Genomic DNA, 22604 nt, shown 5'->3' with positions numbered 1-22604 from the left:
CTATAAATTATTATTGATAATTTCTAAAGTCAAACCATAAAGTCATAGGAATGCCATCATCTCCTTTTTTTATTCTAATATTTGTTGGTTGACTTTCGGGCCCATGATGTTCTATGGGTTTAAACGATCGCATTGCAGGAATCTCATACATAAACGAGATATCACCCTCAGGAAATTCGGGTTGCGGAAATACTTTTGAAATTGAATTCTTTGGCAAGTCTGGTGTAAATAATCTTAAAAATAATTTATCATTTTCACTGAAGAATTTAAGGTTGCCAGTTTTAGTTTTAAGATTAGCGCCAATAAGGTTAGCATGGTATCCTTTAAATTCAGGATATATTAATTTATCAAAACTTTCACCTGTTATTGTAGTGTTATAGTCTTTTTCCCATAATCCAAAAGTGGTACCCTTAATTCTGTTTTTCCAAACTCTATATGGTCCATTGCCAATCCATTTAATTCCTTCAATTCCTTCTTCAGGAAAATCAAATGTTATCCCGAACTTATTAATATTTCCTTCATAAAAAGCACCGTCAAAACCATTTGTTCTGCCTGCATTTTTTAGAAAAATCATTTTCAGTTTTAGTCTTCCATCATTAAATAATGTCCATTCTGCAGAATGAATTCCTCCTGTATATTCTACCGTACAAATTACTGCTTCATCTGTTACTTGAGTTAATATTTGTTTTACATTGGCCTTCATACCAATTGGTTTTGGTCCATTATTAAAGGGAACATTACCATTTTTATTTTCAATAGTTATAATCTCGCCAGTTGTTGTACTTAATTTTAAGGTTACACTTTCGTTTTTCAATGTAACCTCTTTATTGGCTTTAGAAATAGTTGATTTACTAGTTGCAGCAGTTTCATTTAAGAACTTTTGGGCATAATAATCTGCTCTGTGTATTGGCCAAGACCAAGTATATATTTCTCTATTGTGTTCATCGTGTGCTGTAATCTCTAGCCAATCTCCGTCGTAAAAATTTTCTGGAACATCAAAACTAATTTTTCTGGTCTCACCAGGTTCAATAGATTTGATTTTGATAGATTTTTCGATTAGAATTTCGGCATTTGCATTAGTATCAATACTATTTTTATTGGCTTTAGTAACACGATACGTTAGCTTGCATTTGTTGAGATTGGTATAGGTGTACTCGTTGGTTATAAAAAACGATCCATCAAAAGTTGTAGTAATTGTTTTAGGTTGAAATTGAATTGACGACCACACTTCTTTTACCGTAAAAAAGCTGCCTTCCTTTTCTCTATGAGGTCCTAAAACTCCATCTGCAGCTAAGTTACCTTTAGAATCGTATTTTTCATCACCTGTCCAGTCAGTTCTTAAAACTGCTTCGTCTATTAGAGCCCAAATAAATGTGCCTGCAAACAACGGACTTTGTTTATAACGTTTCCAAAAATCTTCTAAACCAGAACCTATGCCGTTGTCATATGTACCATGCATAGTTTCTGTCGGAAAAAATACATTTTCACCATTATTAAAACGGTGCATTCCTGTTAAATAGGTTGGATAATGATGTGTGTCCCAACCATCGAAATCTGCCCAAGGATGAATTACAATTCTATTCTGTGGGTCGTATTTTTTAAATACTGAATCGATTTCATCATTCCAGCCACCTTCATTACCTTGATCCCATATAATTACTGAAGGATGATTAACATCGCGTTGTACCATCTCTTTTATAAGTTTTGTGCCTACTTTGGTGTCATAAGGATTTTGCCAACCTGTTAATTCATTTAAAACAAATAAGCCTAAAGAATCGGTCATTTCTAAAAAATGATCATCTGGTGGATAGTGAACTCTGACAGCATTCATATTCATATCCTTCATTAAATTAACATCTAATAAACTTATATCCTTACTCGTACTTCGACCAGATTCTGGCCATAAGCTATGTCTACAAATTCCTTTCATTAAGATTTTTTTTCCATTGACATAAATGCCATCTTTTTTAAGAAATTCTATAGTTCTAAAACCAATTTTAGATTGTGTTGTATGAATTATTTTTCCGTTGTTAACTAATGAAAGTTCTAGTGTGTATAGATTAGGAGACTCAGGATTCCATGTTTTTATATTATCCCATATGGCGCTAATTGTATGTTTTGTTTTATTTTTTTCTACATGAAATAATTTTGGTTCAAAAATATCATCTGCACCATGAGCACTAATTGTTGCTTTAATTTGTGAGTTTTTTGGAATATTAACAAGGTCTAATTCGGCTAATAACGAACCATCCATTTTAGCATCAACAGCAAAATGTTTGATGTAAGATTTTGGTGCAGCTTCTAACCATACTGGTCTAAAAATACCACCAAACAACCACCAATCGGCTTTACGCTCTGCATTGTTTACCGAAGCATTTGCAGAATGTTTAGAGACCTTAACTTCTAAAACATTTTCACTTCCATATTTTAGCAAAGAGGTAATGTTATATTTAAATTCGTAAAAACCACCTTGGTGGATTTCACCAGCAGATTTACCATTTATTTTCACTTCAGTATCTGTCATCGCGCCACCAAATACAATGGTTACATTTTTGTCTTTATAATGAGCAGGAACACTAAATGTATACTTATAAAACCCTTCCTCTTTACTTGGGGCTTCTTGGTTTAATTCTTTATACCATCTGCCATAAGTATATTCACCAAAACCTTCTAATTCCCAGTTAGATGGCACGTTAATTTTAGTCCAAGTTTTACTATTATAACCATCTGTACACATAAAATCCCACTCCACAGGGTTTTTAAAGTCTTTACCGGAGAGGTACATGATTTCGGTTTCCTGTGCGTTGAGTTTTATACAAAAGCAAAGCATTGTAGTTAAGAGAAATTGTAATATTGGTTTAGCTTTCATTTTGAGATTTTATTAATTACCATCGGGTTTTGTATTGTTGAATCTTATACTCATTGGTAAAGTCCAATTTGTATAATTATTAGGGTTATTGAGACTATATATAGGTGTGGTTAACTTTATAAAGTTTGCTAAATCAAATTTTTCATCTTTTAGATACTGTATAATGCATAATGCAATTTCATTAGCCCCAAAGCTGTTAAAGTGTGTATTATCCTTTAGGTCTTCAGTTTGTCCTGGAAATGTATTTGCTGGGTATTGTACAAATGCTATTTTTGAATCTTCTATTCCCCAAGCTTCATACATTTTGGTTGTCATTTCGGTGAGATCAATTAACTTAACATCTATATCTTCTGCAGTTTTTCGCATTGCGCTAGGATATTCACCATGGGTTGATTTTAGAATACCTTCTGAATTAAAAAAGCGTCGTTGAACAGGTGTTAAAAATATGGGTATACCTCCTTTTTGCTTTATGCTTATTGCAAATTCTTTAAGCAAATTACTGTATGATTGCCATGGACCAATACCTTTACCTTTTTGTTTTTCATCATTGTGAGCAAACTGTATCAATACATAGTCCCCATTTTTGAGTAGTGAAAGTATTTTGTCTAACCTTTTACTGGATTTAAAGGAACTTAAAGAAGCACCTGAAGAAGCATAGTTTGCTACAATAATATTTTCGTTGAGATAATTAGTGATAAATTGTCCCCAGGATGCCCAAGGTTCTAAATCTTGGTCGGTTACAGTTGAGTCACCAGCCAGAAATAATGTGGCTATGGTATCAATTTTGGCGATTTTAATTTGCTTAACAGCTACTTCTCCAAGAAACTCTATGGTTAGTTTTTCATCCCAATTTAGCTCTGCTTTTTCTCTTTCTTTAAGATTAACTTCATTTAGATCATCTATTTTTTTATTTCTAAGGCTTACATTGAATGATGTATCTATGGTTTCACCTTTTTTAAGAGATAGTTCTTTCAACATTAATCTTCGTGATTCTGCTTTAATTGTCGTATTAGTGGTTTTTTGAAAACTTCCTAACTTTACTGTTACTTTATAATTTCCTTCTGGAAGTTCTATTGAAAAATATACAGGATTTATTGCTTCAAAACCTTCTGCTTTTAAGTTTATGTTTTTAGCAGTATTAAAATCAAAACCATAACCTCTTTCGCGACTATACTTAATAATATCATTTATTGCTATGCCTTTAGTTTCGGAGTTTTCTTTACCAAAATTGAATAACCACAACTTTTTAGGGTTATCTGTTGGATCTTCAATAGTATAATGAGGTAGTGAAAAACAGTTTGAACAGTAAAAGGATAACCATGTTAAAATTATAAATAAACGACTATAATTATTACACATAGACTTCATATCAATTGCGGATTAATTTTGCTGTTTGGCGTTGAGTGCCAGATTGTATCTCTATCATATATATACCTGAGCTCAATTTTGATACATCCATAGATTGATTAAAATCCATGTTGCTACTATGATTCCCAAAATCTTTCATGGCAACTACTGACCCATAAATATTATAAATCGAAACTTTTACACTACTGTTAGAAGCTATTGAAGCTTTAATATGAACTAGGCCTGTATTATTTGGGTTTGGATAAACCCGCATCAATGATGACTTTACTTCTTCTAAATTGTCTGTTGATAATGTTTCATCGATTAAGTAAATATTCGGTTCGTTTGGTATTGCCATGCCATCACCTAAATAAAAACTTGTATGTGCTGGTTGATTATAACCAACATTCTGCCAAGCAATACTCGTACGGTAAAGCGGATCGTGCATAAGAGTGAAAATACGATGTGTTGTAACGTTTGGTGTAGTAAAAATATTTAATGCTGTATTTGTATTATTCCGCCATATAATTTCTTCTCGCCAATCACCAAGAATGTCAGCTATTAAACAAGGATTGGATTTTGTTCCATTATTGCTTGTTGTGCCGCTAATATTGTACGCTGTAAGCAACCTGTCTGTAGAACTTGTAGTAGCATTCCATTTTGTAATTACGGTTTTATCTACCAATTCTCTTAATAAATCACCATCATACCAAGCAGCCATGTTGTATGTTTGCGCATTTCCAACAGTTGTTGGGTAAGTAGTTGTTATTAATTGACCTGTTGCACTATAAACACCTGTGCCGTCAGAGCTCCAACTTTCTGCACCTAAATAATTTGGGTCTATATCTGCAGTTAACCCTCTACCAATATCTCCACTACCAGGAACACTCCAAAGTACGTTACCAGTTAAAGGATCTCTAAAATCTGAAGCAGGAATGCTTGAGCCATTTGCTACCTCATGAACCATAAAATATTCTAAACCAGCTCTGTTAGGATTAAAATCACCTAAATGACTTGCGTCACCATGACCAAATCCTGTGGAATATAATACAGTGCCATCATCGTCAATAGCACAAGAACCATATTGAATTTCATCTTTTCCATCATTATCCACATCTCCAACGGTTATATTGTGATTACCTTGAGCAAAGCAACTTTCGTTTCCAGAATCGTTGGTGTCAAATATCCATCTATTAGTCAATTGGTTGTCTCTATAATCATAAGCTGCAAGTACAACACGCGTGTAATAACCTCTTGCAAATACTAGACTTGGCCTAGCACCATCTAAATAAGCTACACAGGCTAAAAATCTATCAACTCTATTACCGTAGTTATCTCCCCAACTAGACACTGATCCTCTTGCAGGTATATAATCTTGTGAAGTAATAAAGTTTCCTGTTTCACCAGAAAATAAGCTAAAATATTCTGGACCAGAAAGAATTCGTCCTTGGCTATTTCTATAATCGGCATTTATATCTCCTAAAACGGTTCCTGAAGCATCTGTGGTGCCATCTGCTGTTTTGCATGCGACTTCTGCTTTACCGTCACCATCTAAATCATAAACCATAAACTGAGTATAATGTGCACCAGATCGAATATTTTTACCCAAATCTATAGTCCATAAAACTGAGCCATCCATTTCTAAGGCTTGTAATATTGTATTACCAGTATAACCATCATGTGCATTGTCTTTAGAGTTTGAAGGCATCCACTTTAATACAATTTCATAATCACCATCACCATCTAAATCGCCAACAGAAGCGTCATTTGCAGAATACGAATAAGAATCACCGTTTGGAGTTGTGCCTCCAGCAGGTCGAGAAAGTGGAATACTCTTATAGAATGTGTTCCAAACATCAACAGGTTGCGATAAGCTTTGTTCTACATTATCAATTACAGCAGCAACACTGTAATTACTGTCTGTACTAATTGTGTCTATAAAATTACTAGCACCAGAAATTGGTGTGCTATTAAGTAATGTTGTACCTCTGTAGACATTGTATGATGCATTTGTAAATTCCGGACCAAATATCCTCCAACTCACTAATACTTCTGTACTACTTGTTCGCACAGCTAGCACACCACGATTAAGCGTTTCCATTTGCTTTTGAGCTGAAGCGTTAGTGATACTTAAAAGTGTAATTAAAATAAATAAACTAAACGTTTTATAAGGATTAAGTTTACTCGTCGGTTTAAATTTGAGTAAGGATTTTTTCATACTACATTAGTGCTTTTCTAAAGGATTTAATTGCTATTTATTTATCTCAATTGTTTTTTAATAGTATTACTCAAATCTAACGAGTTAATTAAAAAAGACCATCCTGTACTATGATGACTTCATTTAATTTACACGGATAGCTTTCAGGTAAGTTTAGTTACCTGTAAGAACAGGATAGATTTTCTGAAAAGCTTTCGTAGGTTTATGCCAATCATATAAACAATAAACTTTTATGAAATTTCTTAGACTCACTTTAATCTTAATTACTGGATTAATGCTGTTCAGCTGTAAGGACAAAGCAGAATCAAAAAAACCTAAAACTTCAACTCAACCTGATTGGATAGATAAAGTAGGTTCTAAAGAATTTACATTAAAAGATGATATTTTTTTAGTAAATGATTTTGGTGCAATTGGAGATGGTAAAACCTTAAATACAGAAGCGATCCAAAAAACAATAGATGCATGTGCTAAAAATGGAGGAGGAGTTGTAACTTTTAAACCAGGTCAATACTTAACAGGTTCTATTTTTATAAGTAAAGATATTGAATTTGTTGTTCCTAAGGATGTTGTTATTTTAGGTAGTGAGAATATTGAAGACTATAAAGAAATTGACACTAGAATTGCGGGTTTAGAGATGAAATGGCCAGCTGCGTTAATCAATGTAAGAAACCAGGAAAACGTTATCATTAGAGGAGAAGGAACTATTGATGGTCAAGGAAAAGTATTTTGGGATTATTATTGGGATTTAAGGAAAAATGATTACGAGCCAAGAGGCTTACGTTGGATTGTGGATTACGACGCTAAACGACCGAGAACGATTCTTATTTCAAATTCAAAAGATATATTTCTTAAAGATTTAAATATTCAAAAAGCTGGTTTTTGGTCTGTGCAAGTGCTATATTCTGAATATATTACTGTTGATGGACTTACGATTAGAAATAATATTGGTGGTCATGGCCCAAGCACGGATGGTGTAGATATAGACTCTTCTAGATTTATACTAGTTCAAAATTGCGATATAGATTGTAACGATGATAATTTTTGCTTGAAAGCTGGTAGAGATTGGGATGGTCAGCGTGTTAACAAGCCTACTGAGTATGTTGTCATTAGAGATTGTATAGCTAGACAAGGAGCTGGTTTATTTACTTTGGGTAGTGAGACATCAGGAAGTATCCGTCATGTATATGTGTCTAACATAAAGGGTTTAGGAACTAAGAATGGACTAAATATAAAATCGGCAACAACTAGAGGAGGTGTGGTTGAAGATATTTATTTAGAAAATATAAAAATGGATAGTGTAAGAACCTTTATGGAGGTTTCCATGAATTGGAATCCAACTTATAGTTATTCTAAACTACCAAAGGAATTTAATCCAGACTCAATACCTGTGCATTGGAAAAAAATGTTGAATAAAGTTGAGCCCGAATCAAAGGGAATACCAACATTTAGAAATATCACCCTTAATAATATAGATGTTAAAGGAGCAGAAAGAGCAATTAATGTAAACGGATTAGAAAATTCTATTATTGAAAATATTACATTAATTGATGTATCCATTCAAGCCAAAACTGCAGGACAAATTAACTATAGTGCTAATTGGAAACTAAATAATGTAACCTTAAAGACTGAGGATGGTTCTAAGGTGATTCTAAAAAACACAGACAGTATTAATTTTACTTCTAAAATGTATAAGAAACAGAATGAATAGTTAAGATTATTGTTTATTTTTTGATTAATTTCTGCTTATAGCCTTACTAGAAATAGTAAGGCTTAGTTGTTTTTTATTATTTTAGATCTATTATGTCCAAGTATAAATCCGATAGAGCTTTTACTAATTACGTCCATAAAAAATTGGCTATACCATTAATTTATAAACCTCTAAATTGGTCAGAAGTTCAATTGAGAAAAGATTATGCCAAGTATATTGATATGATGGATGGTATTGATTATGTCTTTAGAAATAATGATGCTATAATGAGTGTGCAAGAACGTTTTAGGGAAAAGCAATATGAGAATTTTTCGGATTTTACCATTCGCTACCGAAGAGATGAAAATAAAATTGAAGAGCGACATGAGTCTGAATATTATAAAATGAAAGCTCATTATTTTACCTATGGTATTATTGACAGGTCTAAAGATGATGTCAATAATGCATCGAGCTTTATTAAATATGCTATAATCGACTTGAAGAAAGTTTACGAAAAGTTAGATTCGGGTGCCATTTTTATTTCCGATAATAATAAAAATAGATGCGAAATAGTTGATACTAATCGCATAGAATGCCCAGTGAAATATAACTCAGATGGCTCTTCGTCATTTTTTCCTATAGATATTTCTTATTTAGTAAAACTATGGGGTAAAGATATGCTTGTTGCGCAAAAAGGGTTCTTATAGTTTTGAGCAAACGAGAATAATTTTTTCGTTGTTTATGTTTATAGTAAAAAATAAATACAGATGACCACCATCTTTTACTTTCAATTTTTTACGAATATCATTTACTGACAATGGGAAATTCCTAGTTGTTATATTGGCTTTAGTAATCTTTTCTTTGGCAAATTCTTTTTTGTTAAATGCTAACTGTTTTTCAATTTTAAATCGCCTTCCAGGAAAGTCAATTAATGTTTCTGAAGTATATAAATGTGAGTGCTTATGTAATTTGTTAACCTTTAATTTTTGGCTGACAGAATTAAATGCTCCAGCTTTTAATATCGAAGAATTAGGTTCGTATAAATAGGTGAGTGGTGCACTGTGTTCTACATGAGCAGTAGATTCATTTTTAAAATTGAATTGAAAATTTTGGGTGTTTTCTTTTTGAAGATTTACAGTTTTTACTAAAACTTCACCTTCATAATCACGTTCTAATAACCACAATAATTCTTTTACTTCATTATTTACAGCTACAGTATGTATTTCTTTTACTTGTTTCAAGTCAGAAAGTGTTGCAGTTAAATCTAATAAAGGTGATGTCTTTATCATCACATGCTTAGCATATTTTAAAAATAAGTTTTGAAACGTTTTAATATTTGGTGTGCAGTCTGAAAGTAAAAACACCTTTTGTTTGCTATCATCTCTTCTAGAAGGATCAATGTATATCCAATCAAAAGGTTGATCTAATTGTTTTAATACATCAATACCACTGTCGTTTTTACATGTAATATTGAAAGCATTTAAGGCTTTATAGTTATGTGTTACAATTTCTGAAAGTTCTGGGTTAATTTCGCAATGTGTAACGTTTTCTATTTGTTTAGAGAAATAATAAGCATCTACACCAAAACCACCTGTTAAGTCTATTAAGGTTTGTCCAGAAACTAAATTAGCTTTATACTTTGCAGTTATTTCTGAAGAAGTCTGCTCTATATTAAGCTTGTTTGGATAAAAAATGTTTTCTGTATTAAACCATGTGGGAAGCTTTTTTTGACAACGTTTTTTAGCTTCAATTTGCTCAATAATTACTTTCGAATTTATATAATTAAGAGGTATACCTTTTAGCAGTAGACTCGAAATATCTGACTTAATATTTGCATCGATAAATTCTTGAATTTCTGTATTTAAAACATCTAAATTCAAACTAAATTATAAGTCTCTTGTTAGTTTTTTTACAATTCTATACTCACTAAAAAACTCTTTAGCGATTACTTTTAAGGTTGTGTATAGTGGAATAGCAATGATTAAACCAGTGATTCCAAACAATAGACCAAATACTATAATTACAAGAAAGATCTCCAAAGGATGGGATTTTACGCTCTTTGAAAATATAAAAGGTTGGCTAAAGAAATTATCAACTAATTGGGCAATTATAAAGCCAATCATAACATAGGTAGCTTTTGGTAAAATTACAGAGCTGAAATCTTCACCAAGATTACTACTTACGGAAAGTAATAAAATTAAGAAAGCGCTAATAAGTGGCCCTACATAAGGAATTATATTTAGTAATGCACATAATGTAGCAATGACAATAGCGTTTTCTATTCCAAATATGAATAAGGTAATAGAATAAATAGTAAATAGAATTAGAATTTGTAAAACTAATCCGCCAAAATAGCGCGACAATAACTCTCTAATTTTTGATAGTGTAGTTTTTAGTCTTGTATTTTCTGATTTTGGAAATAACGTCAACAATGAACTCGAAAATAACTTACTGTCTTTTAAGAAAAAGAATAAAATAAATAGTACTGAAAATAAACCTATACTAAAACTACCTAGCCCTGTTATAAATGTATTTAAGAAATCTGGTATAAACCCAAAATTTAGTTTAGACATCAGTTTAGAATCATTAATCGATGTCTCAACATCTTGCTCATTTAGTCCAAAATGCTCTATAAATTGTATGTAAATATCTTCGATACTAGTTTGTAGTGCATCGACGTCTAATAATGATAAATTTTCACCTTGTTCAATAACTAAAGGTATAAACATGCTTACAATGCCAGTAACTATTACTAAGAAAAACAGCATGGTAATTATTACGGCAAGTGTTTCATTAAACTTTAATTTTTGCTTTAATAAAATCATTATAGGTCTGCCAATTAATGATAAAACACCAGCAATTACCAAATAAATAATTACAGTTTGAATTTTATATAGGAAAAGAAGAATTAAAGTGATACCAACTATGATGCCAAGTGCTCTTAATATTCCGTTTGCAATTATTTTTGAATTCATTTGATAAATATAATCAATGCTATTTAAATAAGTTGATATAATTAAATTAGCATTACATTTTAAGAATTAAGTTGTTTAGTGAGTTCGTAAAGTGTAATACTTGTTGCTTGCACTACATTCATGCTGCTATTATTGCCATACATATTAATGTGTGTAACGGCATCACATTGATTTAAAATGTCTTCAGAAACTCCAAAGTTTTCATCTCCAAGAATTATTGCAATGGGTTGATTAGTGTTTAATGCAAACTGACTTAACTCTTGGCTATTTTCTGTAATCTCTAAAGCTAATAAAAAGTAGTTCTTAGTTTTTAAGTCTGTTATTACGCTGTTTATATTGGTTTCAATTTTATGATCTACATATTTTTCTGTAGAACGTGATGTTTTTGTCATGCGTTTACCAAGTGAAACATTTTTACCACAAAAAATTAGTTTTTCGATGCCAAAAGCATCAGCAATTCTAAATAGACTACCAATATTTGGAGCATTGGTGATGTTATCACAAACTATAGTGATTGGGTGTTTTAGTTTTTTGAAGTTGGACGTGCGGTGGGTTAGTTGCAATTTTTTTAATTTCTATTTAAGGCAAAAATTATTACGACACTAGTCAATGTTGATTTGTATAATTTCATCACACAATTCATTACTTGTACATATTTCTGAATTATTAATTATTATGCTATCAACTCTAATCCCACTACAACACTCACGTTCAATATATGTTGATGAAATTTCCATATTCAATTGAGTATCGTCAATAATTATTTGTATAGGATCACTATCCCCAAGGTCTATACTAACAAGATAATCAATTGTGAACTCAAAATGAATAGGCAAGTTATTTTGAGTTATTGTAAAATCGGTTGGAGGACTAGTTTCAAAAATATTTTGTTCATTACTTATAAATTCTAATTTTATAATATCCCCATTAAGACATGATACTAATGAGCACTTACCTAATCGATCAGAATTATTACAAGACAATAAAGTAATTAATAGAGCGTAGAAGTATATATTTTTCATCTTTTTTTAAATTAATTACTCTTCTAATATATTGCATTTAGTGTTCAAAAGCATACTTAACAATATTAGCTCCCATTTTAAGAGCTTTTTCGCGTACATCTTCTGGATCATTATGTACTTCTTGGTCTTCCCAACCATCGCCTAAATCACTTTCTAATGTAAACAATAACACCAATCTACTTTCGTGAAAAATACCAAAGGCTTGTGGTGCTTTGCCATCGTGCTCATGGATTTTTGGTAATCCGTTAGGGAAATTATATGCTGAATTAAAAATAGCGTGATCTTTAGGGATTTCAATCAAATCACTATTAGGAAAGACTTTCTTCAGTTCTTTTGTAATGTAAGGTTCCATTCCATAATTATCATCAATATGAAGAAAACCACCAGATATTAAATAGTTTCTTAAGTTTTCAGCATCTTCATCACTAAAAAATACATTTCCATGACCTGTCATATGTAACAAAGGAAACTGAAATATGTCTATGCTACCAGCTTCAACAGTTTCTATATTCTCGTTAATATTAGTATCAATATTATCGTTGCAATATTTAACCAAATTTGGCAAAGCAGTTGGGTTACTATACCAATCTCCACCACCTTTGTATTTTAGGATGGCTACTTCTTGAGAAAAAAGTAAAAAAGTAAAAAGTGTAAAGTATAAAGTAAAAAAGAATTTCATGTTATTCATTTGTAAATGCAACAGAATGACAAGCAGCAATGGCAGCAGTTTCTGTTCGCAAGCGTGTGTTACCCAAAGTTACAGGAATAAAATTATGCTGCAAAGCCATTTCGATTTCTTTAACGCTAAAGTCTCCTTCAGGACCAATTAAAATAACATAATCATTATTAGCTTTAAGTTGAGACTTTAATGATTTTTTATCAGTTTCTTCACAATGCGCAATAAATTTTTGTCCAGAAAATTCTTGATTCACAAAGTCCTTAAAGGCAATAGGAGCATTAAGTTTAGGTAAGTAACATTGCAATGATTGTTTCATAGCTGACTGAATGATTTTTTCTAAACGTTCAGTTTTTACCACCTTACGTTCACTATGATCACAGATAATAGGTGTAATCGTCTCAATTCCTATTTCAGTAGCTTTTTCTAAAAACCACTCATAACGATCGTTCATTTTTGTTGGAGCCACAGCTAAATGTAGATTATAAGTGCGCTTATTTTGTAAAGATTTAGATAAGATATTTACAGAACAATGTTTAATATCTGCTAAGGTTAGTTTAGCTTCAAATAACCATCCTTCCCCATTGGTAATGTGAAGTTTATCGCCAGTTTTTTTACGTAATACTTTAATAATATGTCGACTTTCTTCTTTGTCAAAACTAAAGCTAGCATCGTTTTCAGAAATGTTAGAATTGAAAAATAATTGCATTGCTAAATGTCTTCAGTGAATTTTAAAACCGTAATTTCTTCAATCGGTTTTTTGTCTTGAGTTTTTATTACAATGTAATACTTTTTGTGTTCTAAATCATCAATAGTAAAGACTTCGTTAATGGCACGCTCTTTATTAAAAGCTTCCTTATCAAAAGCCTCTGAAATCTCACCAAGTTTTATCCAGCCTGTATCGCCTCCCATATTTGCAGTCGGTGAAGACGAATGAAGTTTAGCTAATTCCATAAATTTATAACCTTCATTATACTGAGATAAGACTTTGTTACGTATAATCTTTGCAGACTGGTTTGAAGTGTCTTTACCATCCAATACAATTATATTAAATTTACAATGGTCAACTTCAGTTTTATTAATAACCTTATAAAAGGTTTTTTTAAAGTTAGTTTTAAATACTTTCTTGTCTCCAATAGAAAGCTTAAAAAGCGCATTGGCTAATTTGGTTTTATGCTTTTCCTTGTTGTAAGTGTAAACCTTTCCATCTTCTGGTTTGTTGACTTTTAAAAATTCTGTTGCAGCTTCTGTAGTTGTAATAGAATCCATTTGTTTTTCTAACGTGTTTTGGGAAATACAGAATAACGGAATGAAAAGTATAAGCGGTAATACATATTTCATTTTAGTAGGATTTGTTAATTAGGGTTATCTACAAAAGAACTAAAATTTATGAGAAATTAAAAATAAAACGGATAATTAATCGATATGAAGATTAGAGGTTTTAATACTTTTTCTTAATAAAAAACTTTACTAAACTGATAAATATATTAACAATAAGAATGAGTTGAGAGAGTGTAAAAACCAACCAAATAATGAATAAAAAATTATTTAAACTTAAAGTGTCATCAAATAATGGAAATTGAGATTGTTCGCGGTTTTCTAAAATATAATACCCAATAAAATAAATAGGTATAATACTTAAAGTAATTATTGAATGAATTTGAGTAAAGTAACTGTTTATCTTTATTTTACTAATTATTGTAATCCAATAAATTAATCCCAAACAAGCATATATAACTGCCAATAATATGGAAGCATGTGCATTATGAATTACATAATAAGTATCGTGAATATTTATATCAAAAACTGCATCATTATAGTTGTGCCAATAGATTGCTAATAAAAGAAACAATGTCGTTGCAGTCCAATAAAATATTGGTACTAAAAATTTCTTCATATTAAATCTTCAAGCGCGCAGTAGCCATGACATCAAAATCCGCGAAATCTTTTTCTAAATACTTTAAATACCCAACGATTGCAATCATTGCTGCGTTATCTGTAGTGTATTCAAATTTTGGGATATAAGTAGTCCAACCATGTTTTTGCTCAGTATCTTTTAGTGCTTTTCTAATACCAGAATTGGCAGAAACTCCACCACCAATGGCAATATGTTTTATGCCAGTTTGTTTTACAGCAAGCTTTAACTTATTCATTAAAATACCAATAATAGTGTACTGTATTGAGGCACAAATATCATTAAGGTTTTCTTTAATAAAGTTTGGGTTTTCTTTTGTTTTGCGCTGCACAAAATAGAGAATGTTAGTTTTTAACCCAGAAAAACTAAAGTTAAGACCATCTACATTTGGTTTAGTAAACTGAAAGGCTTTCGGATTGCCAAGTTGTGCGCGTCTGTCTATTTCTGGTCCTGCAGGATAACCCAAGCCTAATACTTTTCCGCTTTTATCATAAGCCTCTCCAACAGCATCATCAATGGTTTCGCCTAAAACTTCCATTTCAAAATGATTTGTCACTTTTACTATTTGTGTATGTCCACCAGAAATAGTCATGGCTAAAAAAGGAAACGGTGGTTTGTTATGACCATCTTCTTCAATAAAATGTGCTAAAATATGCGCTTGCATATGGTTGACATCAATTAGAGGAATATCTAAACCATAGGCTAAAGATTTAGCAAATGACGTGCCTACTAAAAGTGAGCCCATTAAACCCGGACCTCTAGTAAAAGCTATCGCATTTAATTGGTCTTTAGAAATACCAGCTTTTTCTATAGCTTGGTGTACTACTGGAACAATATTTTGTTGGTGAGCACGAGATGCTAATTCTGGAACAACACCACCATATTCTGCATGTATTTTTTGGTCAGCTACAACATTACTTAAAATACGGTCGTTACATAGTATAGCTGCAGAAGTATCATCACAAGAAGATTCAATACCAAGGATATAAACATTTTCTTTTTTCATAGTCGATATGGCACTATAATTGTTAATTTTACAACATGTAGTCTAATACTATATTTAACAACGTATAGTTATAGACAAAAGTACATGATTTTTTTAGTTTGAAAATTCAAAAAAATCAAATTCAAAAATTCATGTATTAACGAAGTGGTTCCTGATGTAAAGCTATATTTTGCATTTTATATAAAGTAAAACTTAGCTTTACAGAAAAAAGGGAGTGAAGATTTCATCAATTTTTAAGCACAATTTCTATCAAAAGAGTACTCAAAATAATAGGCAAAATAGTAGGTATCATTCTACTCTTGTTTTTAATACTCTTTTTAATACTATCTATTCCTGCTGTACAAACCAAACTTGGTAAATATGCTACAGAAAGATTAAACGAAGATTTTAAAACAGATATAAATATTGGTAGAGTAGGTCTTCAGCTTAATGGTGATATTGAACTTAAAGAAATTCTTATTAGAGATTACAAAAAAGACACGCTAATTAGTATTGGTGAAATTAATAGTTCTATTATAAGTTTTAAAAATCTTTACAATAGCAAACTTAATTTTGGTGATATAGATATACAAAATTTAGTCTTTAATCTAAAAACCTATAAGGGTGAAGAAGACACTAATTTAGATGTGTTTGTTGCTAAGTTTGATGATGATAATCCAAGAGTAGGACCAAGCGAATTTCTATTTTCATCGAGCGATGTATCTATTGAAGATGGCATATTTAGACTCACAGACGAAAACAGAGAAACACCCAAAGTCTTTGAGTTTAGTAATCTAAATGCCAATACAACTAACTTCTTAATTAACGGTCCTGAGGTAAGCTCTCGTATAAACAAATTCAGTTTTACAGATAGTAGAGGTATTGCTGTTAAAAATCTAATGGCAAATTTTGAATATACACTCGACCACATGAGTTTTGGCGCCTTAGATATTAAAACTGAACTTTCTGAATTAAAAGGGGATTTAAGATTTAATTATAAACGTGAAGATTTAAAGGATTTTACTGATAAAGTTAATGTTGTAGCAAGTTTTAGAGATTCTGAAATTTCACTAACAGAGCTTAATGTGTTTTTTGATGAGTTTGGTGTCAACCAACGCGCAACTCTTAATGCAGATTTATCAGGAACTTTAAATGACTTAAAAGCCGAAAACCTTAATGTAAGCACAACTCGAAATACGAGAATTATTGGTGATATTACATTTAAAAATTTATTTAACAGCAACGAAGAAGGTTTTGCGTTAGACGGAAGATTTCAGAATTTATCATCAAACTACAACGATTTAACGGCGTTACTTCCAAGAATACTAGGTAATTCAATACCAACAGTACTTTCAAAAGTTGGTAATTTTAGAATAAAAGGAACATCTTATATTACAAGCAATCGCGTAGATGCCAATATAGAAATTGATACCGACTTAGGACTTATAAACTCAGATTTGCAACTTACTAATATTGATGATATTGATAATGCAAGTTATATAGGAAATGTTGTTTTAGATGAATTTAATATTGGTGCATTAATTAATGAACCTTCAGCAAAAAGCACGTCATTAAATCTAGATGTTGACGGAAAAGGATTTACTATAGATAACCTTAGAACAGATGTAAAAGGTGATATCTATGTCTTAGATTACAATGGATATGTCTACGAAAATATTGCTATATCTGGAGACTTAGGAAACAAAATTTTCAATGGTATTTTAAAAGCAGACGACCCAAATTTACAGCTAGATTTTAATGGGTTAGTAGATTTTTCTCAAGAATTAAAAAAGTTCGATTTTAAAGCAGATGTGGATTATGCAAATCTTAAAGTTTTAAATTTTGTAACAAGAGATAGTATTTCAGAATTTAGAGGATTGGTTAGTATGACGGCAACAGGTACTACATATGATAATGCAGTTGGTGCTATAAACATTAAAAACACTACTTATAAAAACCAAGATAGTCGTTATAGTTTTCAAGATTTTGACATTGTATCTTCTTTTGAAGGTGATGAACGTACGTTAGCCATAAACTCACCAGATATTATAAATGGTAGAATAACAGGTCAGTTTAAAACTATGGATATCTTAAAATTGGTTGAAAACTCTGTAGGTAGTATTTACACTAATTATGTGCCAAATGAAGTGGAAGATGGTCAGTATATCGATTTTAGGTTCAATGTATATTCTAAAATTGCAGCTGTTTTTTATAAAGACTTAACGCTAGGTAAAAATACGTTTGTAGAAGGTAGAATTGAAACGGACGAAAAAGGATTTGAACTTACATTTAATTCACCCGAAATTAAGTTTCAAGACTATTTTGCCAATAATATAAATATTAGTGTAGATAATAGTAACCCATTATATAACACTTTTATAGAAATTGATAGTTTAAATGCAGGTATTTATGGAGCCTCTCAGTTTAGTTTAATTAACGTAACAAAGCGAGATACTCTTTTAATTAAATCAGAGTTTAAAGGTGGAGAAAACAATCAAGATGATTATAATCTCAACCTATTTTACACTATAGATAAAGATAATAAATCTGTATTTGGGTTTAGAAAATCTGATGTGCGATTTAAAGGGTACGAGTGGTTAGTGAATTCTCAAAAAGACACCTTAAATAAAATAAAATTTGATAGAGGTTTTAAGACCTTCGATATTTCACCTATAAAAATCAATCAAGGTAACGAAGAGATATTATTATCTGGTGTTATAAAAGATTCATTAAATAAAAACTTGAAGTTAGATTTTAATGATGTACAGCTCGTAAAAATTACTCCACGTATAGATAGTTTGTCTTTACAAGGAGTTGTAAATGGAAAATTAGATGTGATACAAAATAATGGAGTGTATCTACCAAAATCTGATGTAGAAATTACTAGTTTGTTTGTCAATGATTATGACTTGGGTAATCTTACAGCTAAAGTAGAAGGTGATAATTCTATTACAAATTACAAGGTTGATGTGTCTCTTGTAAATGATAATCTAAAATCATTTTCTGCCAACGGAAGTATAGATGTTGCTAAAAACAACCCAAGAATAGATTTAGATGTTGTTTTCGAAGAATTCTTATTAGACCCTTTAAATCCTTTAGGAGAAGGAGTTATTAATAATATTAGAGGCTTGGTTTCTGGTAATGCTAATGTTACAGGAAGTTTAAATAAACCAGGTATTTATGGTGAATTATTGCTAGATAGGGCAGGATTATCTATTCCATATCTAAATGTAGATTACGGGTTCGATTTCGATTCTAAAGTATCACTTAGAGGTCAGCAGTTTATATTTAATAATGTAGCAATGACGGATTCTAAATACTTTTCAAAGGGGAATCTTAATGGATTTATAGCGCATAATAACTTTTCGAATTGGAGGTTAGGTTTAGAGTTAGAAACAGATAGACTTTTGGTTCTAAATACCGAAGAGTCTGAGGATGAATTATACTATGGAACAGGGTTTATCTCTGGTACAGCAGAAATTAAAGGACCGACAGACCAATTGGTTATACAGGTAAAGAACGGAAGAACAGAGCCTGGAACAGAATTTTATATACCACTTAATGATGCTGAAAGTTTTGGTGATAACTCGTTTATTCACTTTTTAAGTCCTGAAGAAAAAATAGCAAGGATTAATGGAGAAATAACAGAGCAAATTGAAGTTAAAGGTTTAGTATTAGATTTTGATTTAAATGTTAACCAAAATGCAGTTATTGAAATTGTAATAGACAAAGAAGCTGGAAGTACTATAAAAGGTAGAGGAGAAGGAAATCTCAACTTTTTGATTAATACCAATGGTACATTTAATATGGCAGGTAACTTTATAGTTAGTGAAGGAACCTATAACTTTAAATATGGTGGTTTTGTAGAGAAAAAGTTTGATGTTGAAAAAGGTGGAAGTATTTTATGGCAAGGAGACCCAATGAAAGCACAGATAAATCTAAAAGCACTTTATGAAACTACTGCTAATCCTTCAGTTTTACTAGATAATCCAATCAGTCAAAGAATTCCTGTTCAAGTAGAAATACAATTAACAGGTTTGCTAGAGCAGCCAACTCCAGATTTTAACCTAAAATTTCCAAACGTTACTTCTACTTTAAAATCTGAGTTAGATTATAGGCTATCTTCTAAGGATGAACTAGAGTTTCAGGCACTAACGTTATTATATTCTGGTGGATTTTCGAGTGGTTCTGGTGGAGTTAATAATATTAATGGAACAATTTCAGAAAGATTAACTGGTATTGTAAATAATATATTGGGTGGTGATAACGAGAACCTTAACTTAGGTCTGGATTTAGCTATCGGCCAAGATACACCAGAATTACAGACCAATTCTACAGTTGGTTTTACACTTCAAACTAAAATAAATGACAAGATATTAGTAAATGGTAAGCTTGGTGTACCATTTGGCACTACTCAACAGACGACGATAACTGGAGATGTGCAAATTGATTGGTTGCTTAATGAAGATGGTAGTTTAAGAGCTAAAGTATTTAATAGAGAAAATACTATTAGAAATTTTGGTGAAGAAATTGGATATACACAAGGTATAGGTTTGTCTTACAATGTAGAGTTTGATACTTTTAAAGAGTTGATTCAAATTATATTTTCTGGTAAAAACAGAAAAGATAAAAAAGAAAAAAAGGAAGAAGAAAAGAAAGAAAAGGATGAAAATGCCATGATGCCAGAGTATATGACAATGAAGAAAAAAAAAACAAAATCTAAGTCTTAAGTTGTCAATCCTTCCCTTTTATTAAAATACTTATTAACGAAAACGTTTGAATTAATATTTAGTCCGTTTTTTTATCAAATTCGCACCTTTTTTGTTTGTATTGTTTATTAATTTTACTAAAAATTGATTATAGCAATGACAAATGCAATAAATAAAATTGGCGTTTTTACTTCTGGAGGAGATTCTCCAGGTATGAATGCAGCTGTTAGATCTGTCGTAAGAGCTTGTGCATATCACAATATAGAATGTGTTGGTATTTACAGAGGTTATGAAGGGATGATTGATGGCGATTTTATTACTATGGATGCTCGTAGCGTAAAGGGCATTATAAATAAAGGAGGAACTATTCTTAAATCTGCACGCTCAAAAGAATTTAGAACAAAAGAAGGCAGAGCAAAAGCACACGAACAATTAGTTAAAGCAGGTATTGATGCTTTGGTTGTAATCGGTGGTGACGGAAGCTTTACAGGTGCAATGATTTTTAATCAAGAATATGGTTTTCCAGTTATGGGAATTCCAGGCACCATAGATAATGATATTTTCGGTACTTCACATACCTTAGGCTATGATACTGCTTTAAATACTGTTGTAGAAGCTATTGACAAAATTAGAGACACAGCAAGTTCTCATAACCGTTTATTTTTTGTGGAAGTTATGGGACGCGATGTTGGGCATATTGCCTTAAATGTTGGTATTGGAGCAGGTGCAGAAGAGATTTTAATTCCCGAAGAAGACTTAGGATTAGATAGGTTGTTAGACTCTTTACGACGAAGTAAACAGTCTGGTAAGTCTTCTAGTATAGTAGTTGTAGCTGAAGGTGATAAAATAGGAAAAAGCGTTTTTGAACTTAAAGATTATGTTGATGAAAACATGTCTGAATACGAAGTGAGAGTTTCAGTTTTAGGCCATATGCAACGTGGAGGTGCACCTTCGTGTTTCGATCGAGTATTAGCTAGTAGAATGGGTGTAAAAGCCGTAGAATGCTTATTAGAAGGAAAAAGTAATTTTATGGTTGGTCTTAATAATGATATCATAGATATTACACCATTTGACCAAGCTGTAAAAGGAAAATCAAAAATAAATATGGAACTCTTAAGAGTTTCAGATATAATGTCAATTTAATAATAAAACAGAATTAATTAATAATAAAATATGTCAAACTTAAAATTAGGAATCAACGGATTCGGTAGAATAGGAAGAATAGTGTTTAGAGCAACAGTAAAGCGAAATGACGTGGATGTTGTAGCAATTAATGATTTATTAGATGTAGAGCATTTAGCTTACCTATTAAAATACGATTCTGTCCATGGCAGATTTGATGGTGAAATTGAAGTTAAAGACGGAAACTTAATAGTTGATGGAAAAACTATTAGAGTAACTGCAGAGAGAGACCCAAAAAACTTAAAGTGGGATGAAGCAGGAGCAGACGTTGTTGCAGAATGTACGGGTATTTTTACAACTTTAGAAACAGCGCAATATCATATTGATGGTGGAGCAAAGAAAGTTGTAATTTCAGCACCAAGTAAAGATGCACCAATGTTTGTAATGGGTGTAAATGACGATAAATTAACAGCTAGCAACACAATAGTTTCTAATGCATCTTGTACTACAAACTGTTTAGCACCTTTAGCTAAAGTTATAGAAGATAACTTTGGTATTGAGGAAGCATTAATGACAACTATCCACGCAGCAACATCTACACAATTTACTGTTGATGCACCTTCTCGTAAAAATTACAGATTAGGTCGTTCAGCGATTAACAATATTATACCAACTTCTACTGGTGCTGCTAAAGCAGTAGGAAAAGTAATTCCTGAATTAGATGGTAAATTAACAGGTATGGCATTTAGAGTACCAACTGTAGATGTATCAGTAGTAGATTTAACAGTGAAAACTAAAAAAGCAACATCATTAGCAGAAATTAAAGCAGCAGTTAAAAAAGCAGCTGATGGTTCAATGAAAGGTGTTATGGGTTATACCGAAGATGCTGTAGTATCTCAAGACTTTGTAAGCGAAGAAAGAACAAGTGTGTTTGATGCAGATTCTGCAATTGAACTAAATTCTACATTCTTTAAACTTGTGTCTTGGTACGATAATGAGTTTGGTTATTCAAACAAGTTAGTTGATTTAGCTCAGAAGGTAAATAACTTATAAAAATTCTAAAATTCCGTAGTTATAAT

17 protein-coding genes are annotated in these 22604 nt (G+C 31.5%); 5 read left to right on the top strand and 12 right to left on the bottom strand.

Translation table 11 applies throughout. From position 1 onward, the window contains the following. Positions 1-10: 10 nt before the first annotated feature. Genes H8K90_RS09120 through H8K90_RS09110 form a run of 3 tightly spaced genes read right to left on the bottom strand, consistent with a single transcriptional unit; the run spans position 11 to position 6434 of the window. Positions 11-2869 (bottom strand): glycoside hydrolase family 2 protein, encoded by a 2859-nt coding sequence (locus H8K90_RS09120; protein WP_186845652.1) that lies wholly within the window; start codon positions 2867-2869, stop codon positions 11-13. A 12-nt stretch (positions 2870-2881) separates the two neighbouring features. Then, positions 2882-4237, bottom strand: coding sequence for a rhamnogalacturonan acetylesterase (locus tag H8K90_RS09115; RefSeq protein WP_186845651.1), 1356 nt, complete (start codon positions 4235-4237; stop codon positions 2882-2884). A gap of 1 nt (position 4238) precedes the next feature. After that, positions 4239-6434, bottom strand: a complete 2196-nt coding sequence (locus H8K90_RS09110) for a rhamnogalacturonan lyase family protein (protein ID WP_186845650.1) — start codon at positions 6432-6434, stop codon at positions 4239-4241. A gap of 232 nt (positions 6435-6666) precedes the next feature. Here H8K90_RS09110 and H8K90_RS09105 point away from each other — a divergent pair, with 232 nt between their 5' ends. Beyond that, positions 6667-8142, top strand: a complete 1476-nt coding sequence (locus tag H8K90_RS09105; protein WP_186845649.1) for a glycoside hydrolase family 28 protein — start codon at positions 6667-6669, stop codon at positions 8140-8142. 92 nt (positions 8143-8234) lie between these two features. Continuing rightward, positions 8235-8828 (top strand): hypothetical protein, encoded by a 594-nt coding sequence (locus H8K90_RS09100; RefSeq protein WP_186845648.1) that lies wholly within the window; start codon positions 8235-8237, stop codon positions 8826-8828. Here H8K90_RS09100 and H8K90_RS09095 read toward each other — a convergent pair. The 9 genes from H8K90_RS09095 to tsaD form a co-directional block, all read right to left on the bottom strand. Further along, complete coding sequence (locus H8K90_RS09095) at positions 8823-10001, bottom strand: class I SAM-dependent methyltransferase (RefSeq protein ID WP_186845647.1); 1179 nt, start codon at positions 9999-10001, stop codon at positions 8823-8825. The genes H8K90_RS09100 and H8K90_RS09095 overlap by 6 nt on opposite strands. Before the next feature lie 6 nt (positions 10002-10007). Further along, positions 10008-11096 (bottom strand): AI-2E family transporter, encoded by a 1089-nt coding sequence (locus H8K90_RS09090; RefSeq protein ID WP_186845646.1) that lies wholly within the window; start codon positions 11094-11096, stop codon positions 10008-10010. A gap of 59 nt (positions 11097-11155) precedes the next feature. Then, positions 11156-11659, bottom strand: a complete 504-nt coding sequence (locus tag H8K90_RS09085; protein WP_186845645.1) for a TrmH family RNA methyltransferase — start codon at positions 11657-11659, stop codon at positions 11156-11158. A gap of 39 nt (positions 11660-11698) precedes the next feature. Next, positions 11699-12118 (bottom strand): hypothetical protein, encoded by a 420-nt coding sequence (locus H8K90_RS09080; protein ID WP_186845644.1) that lies wholly within the window; start codon positions 12116-12118, stop codon positions 11699-11701. Between the two features lie 37 nt (positions 12119-12155). Further along, complete coding sequence (locus tag H8K90_RS09075; protein ID WP_186845643.1) at positions 12156-12797, bottom strand: DUF4159 domain-containing protein; 642 nt, start codon at positions 12795-12797, stop codon at positions 12156-12158. 1 nt (position 12798) lies between these two features. Next, positions 12799-13503, bottom strand: a complete 705-nt coding sequence (locus H8K90_RS09070) for a 16S rRNA (uracil(1498)-N(3))-methyltransferase (protein ID WP_186845642.1) — start codon at positions 13501-13503, stop codon at positions 12799-12801. A gap of 2 nt (positions 13504-13505) precedes the next feature. After that, complete coding sequence (locus H8K90_RS09065; protein WP_186845641.1) at positions 13506-14135, bottom strand: peptidylprolyl isomerase; 630 nt, start codon at positions 14133-14135, stop codon at positions 13506-13508. A 100-nt stretch (positions 14136-14235) separates the two neighbouring features. After that, positions 14236-14691 (bottom strand): heme-copper oxidase family protein, encoded by a 456-nt coding sequence (locus H8K90_RS09060; RefSeq protein ID WP_186845640.1) that lies wholly within the window; start codon positions 14689-14691, stop codon positions 14236-14238. 1 nt (position 14692) lies between these two features. Beyond that, entirely contained in the window at positions 14693-15715 is a 1023-nt protein-coding gene (gene tsaD / locus H8K90_RS09055) for a tRNA (adenosine(37)-N6)-threonylcarbamoyltransferase complex transferase subunit TsaD (protein ID WP_186845639.1), read from the bottom strand. A gap of 299 nt (positions 15716-16014) precedes the next feature. Here tsaD and H8K90_RS09050 point away from each other — a divergent pair, with 299 nt between their 5' ends. The 3 genes from H8K90_RS09050 to gap all read left to right on the top strand — a co-directional run bounded on the left by H8K90_RS09050 (position 16015) and on the right by gap (position 22578). Then, the gene (locus H8K90_RS09050; protein ID WP_246457637.1) at positions 16015-20424 is read left to right on the top strand and encodes a translocation/assembly module TamB domain-containing protein; all 4410 of its coding nucleotides are present in this window, start codon (positions 16015-16017) and stop codon (positions 20422-20424) included. A 135-nt stretch (positions 20425-20559) separates the two neighbouring features. Then, positions 20560-21546 (top strand): 6-phosphofructokinase, encoded by a 987-nt coding sequence (gene pfkA, locus H8K90_RS09045; protein ID WP_186845638.1) that lies wholly within the window; start codon positions 20560-20562, stop codon positions 21544-21546. Between the two features lie 30 nt (positions 21547-21576). Then, positions 21577-22578, top strand: coding sequence for a type I glyceraldehyde-3-phosphate dehydrogenase (gene gap / locus H8K90_RS09040; protein ID WP_186845637.1), 1002 nt, complete (start codon positions 21577-21579; stop codon positions 22576-22578). Positions 22579-22604: the final 26 nt, after the last annotated feature.

Source organism: Winogradskyella echinorum, assembly GCF_014297365.1.
Classification (GTDB): Bacteria; Bacteroidota; Bacteroidia; order Flavobacteriales; family Flavobacteriaceae; genus Winogradskyella; species Winogradskyella echinorum.
The sequence above is the reverse complement of the archived record's forward strand: the minus strand, read 5'-3'. Positions and strand labels throughout refer to the sequence as shown.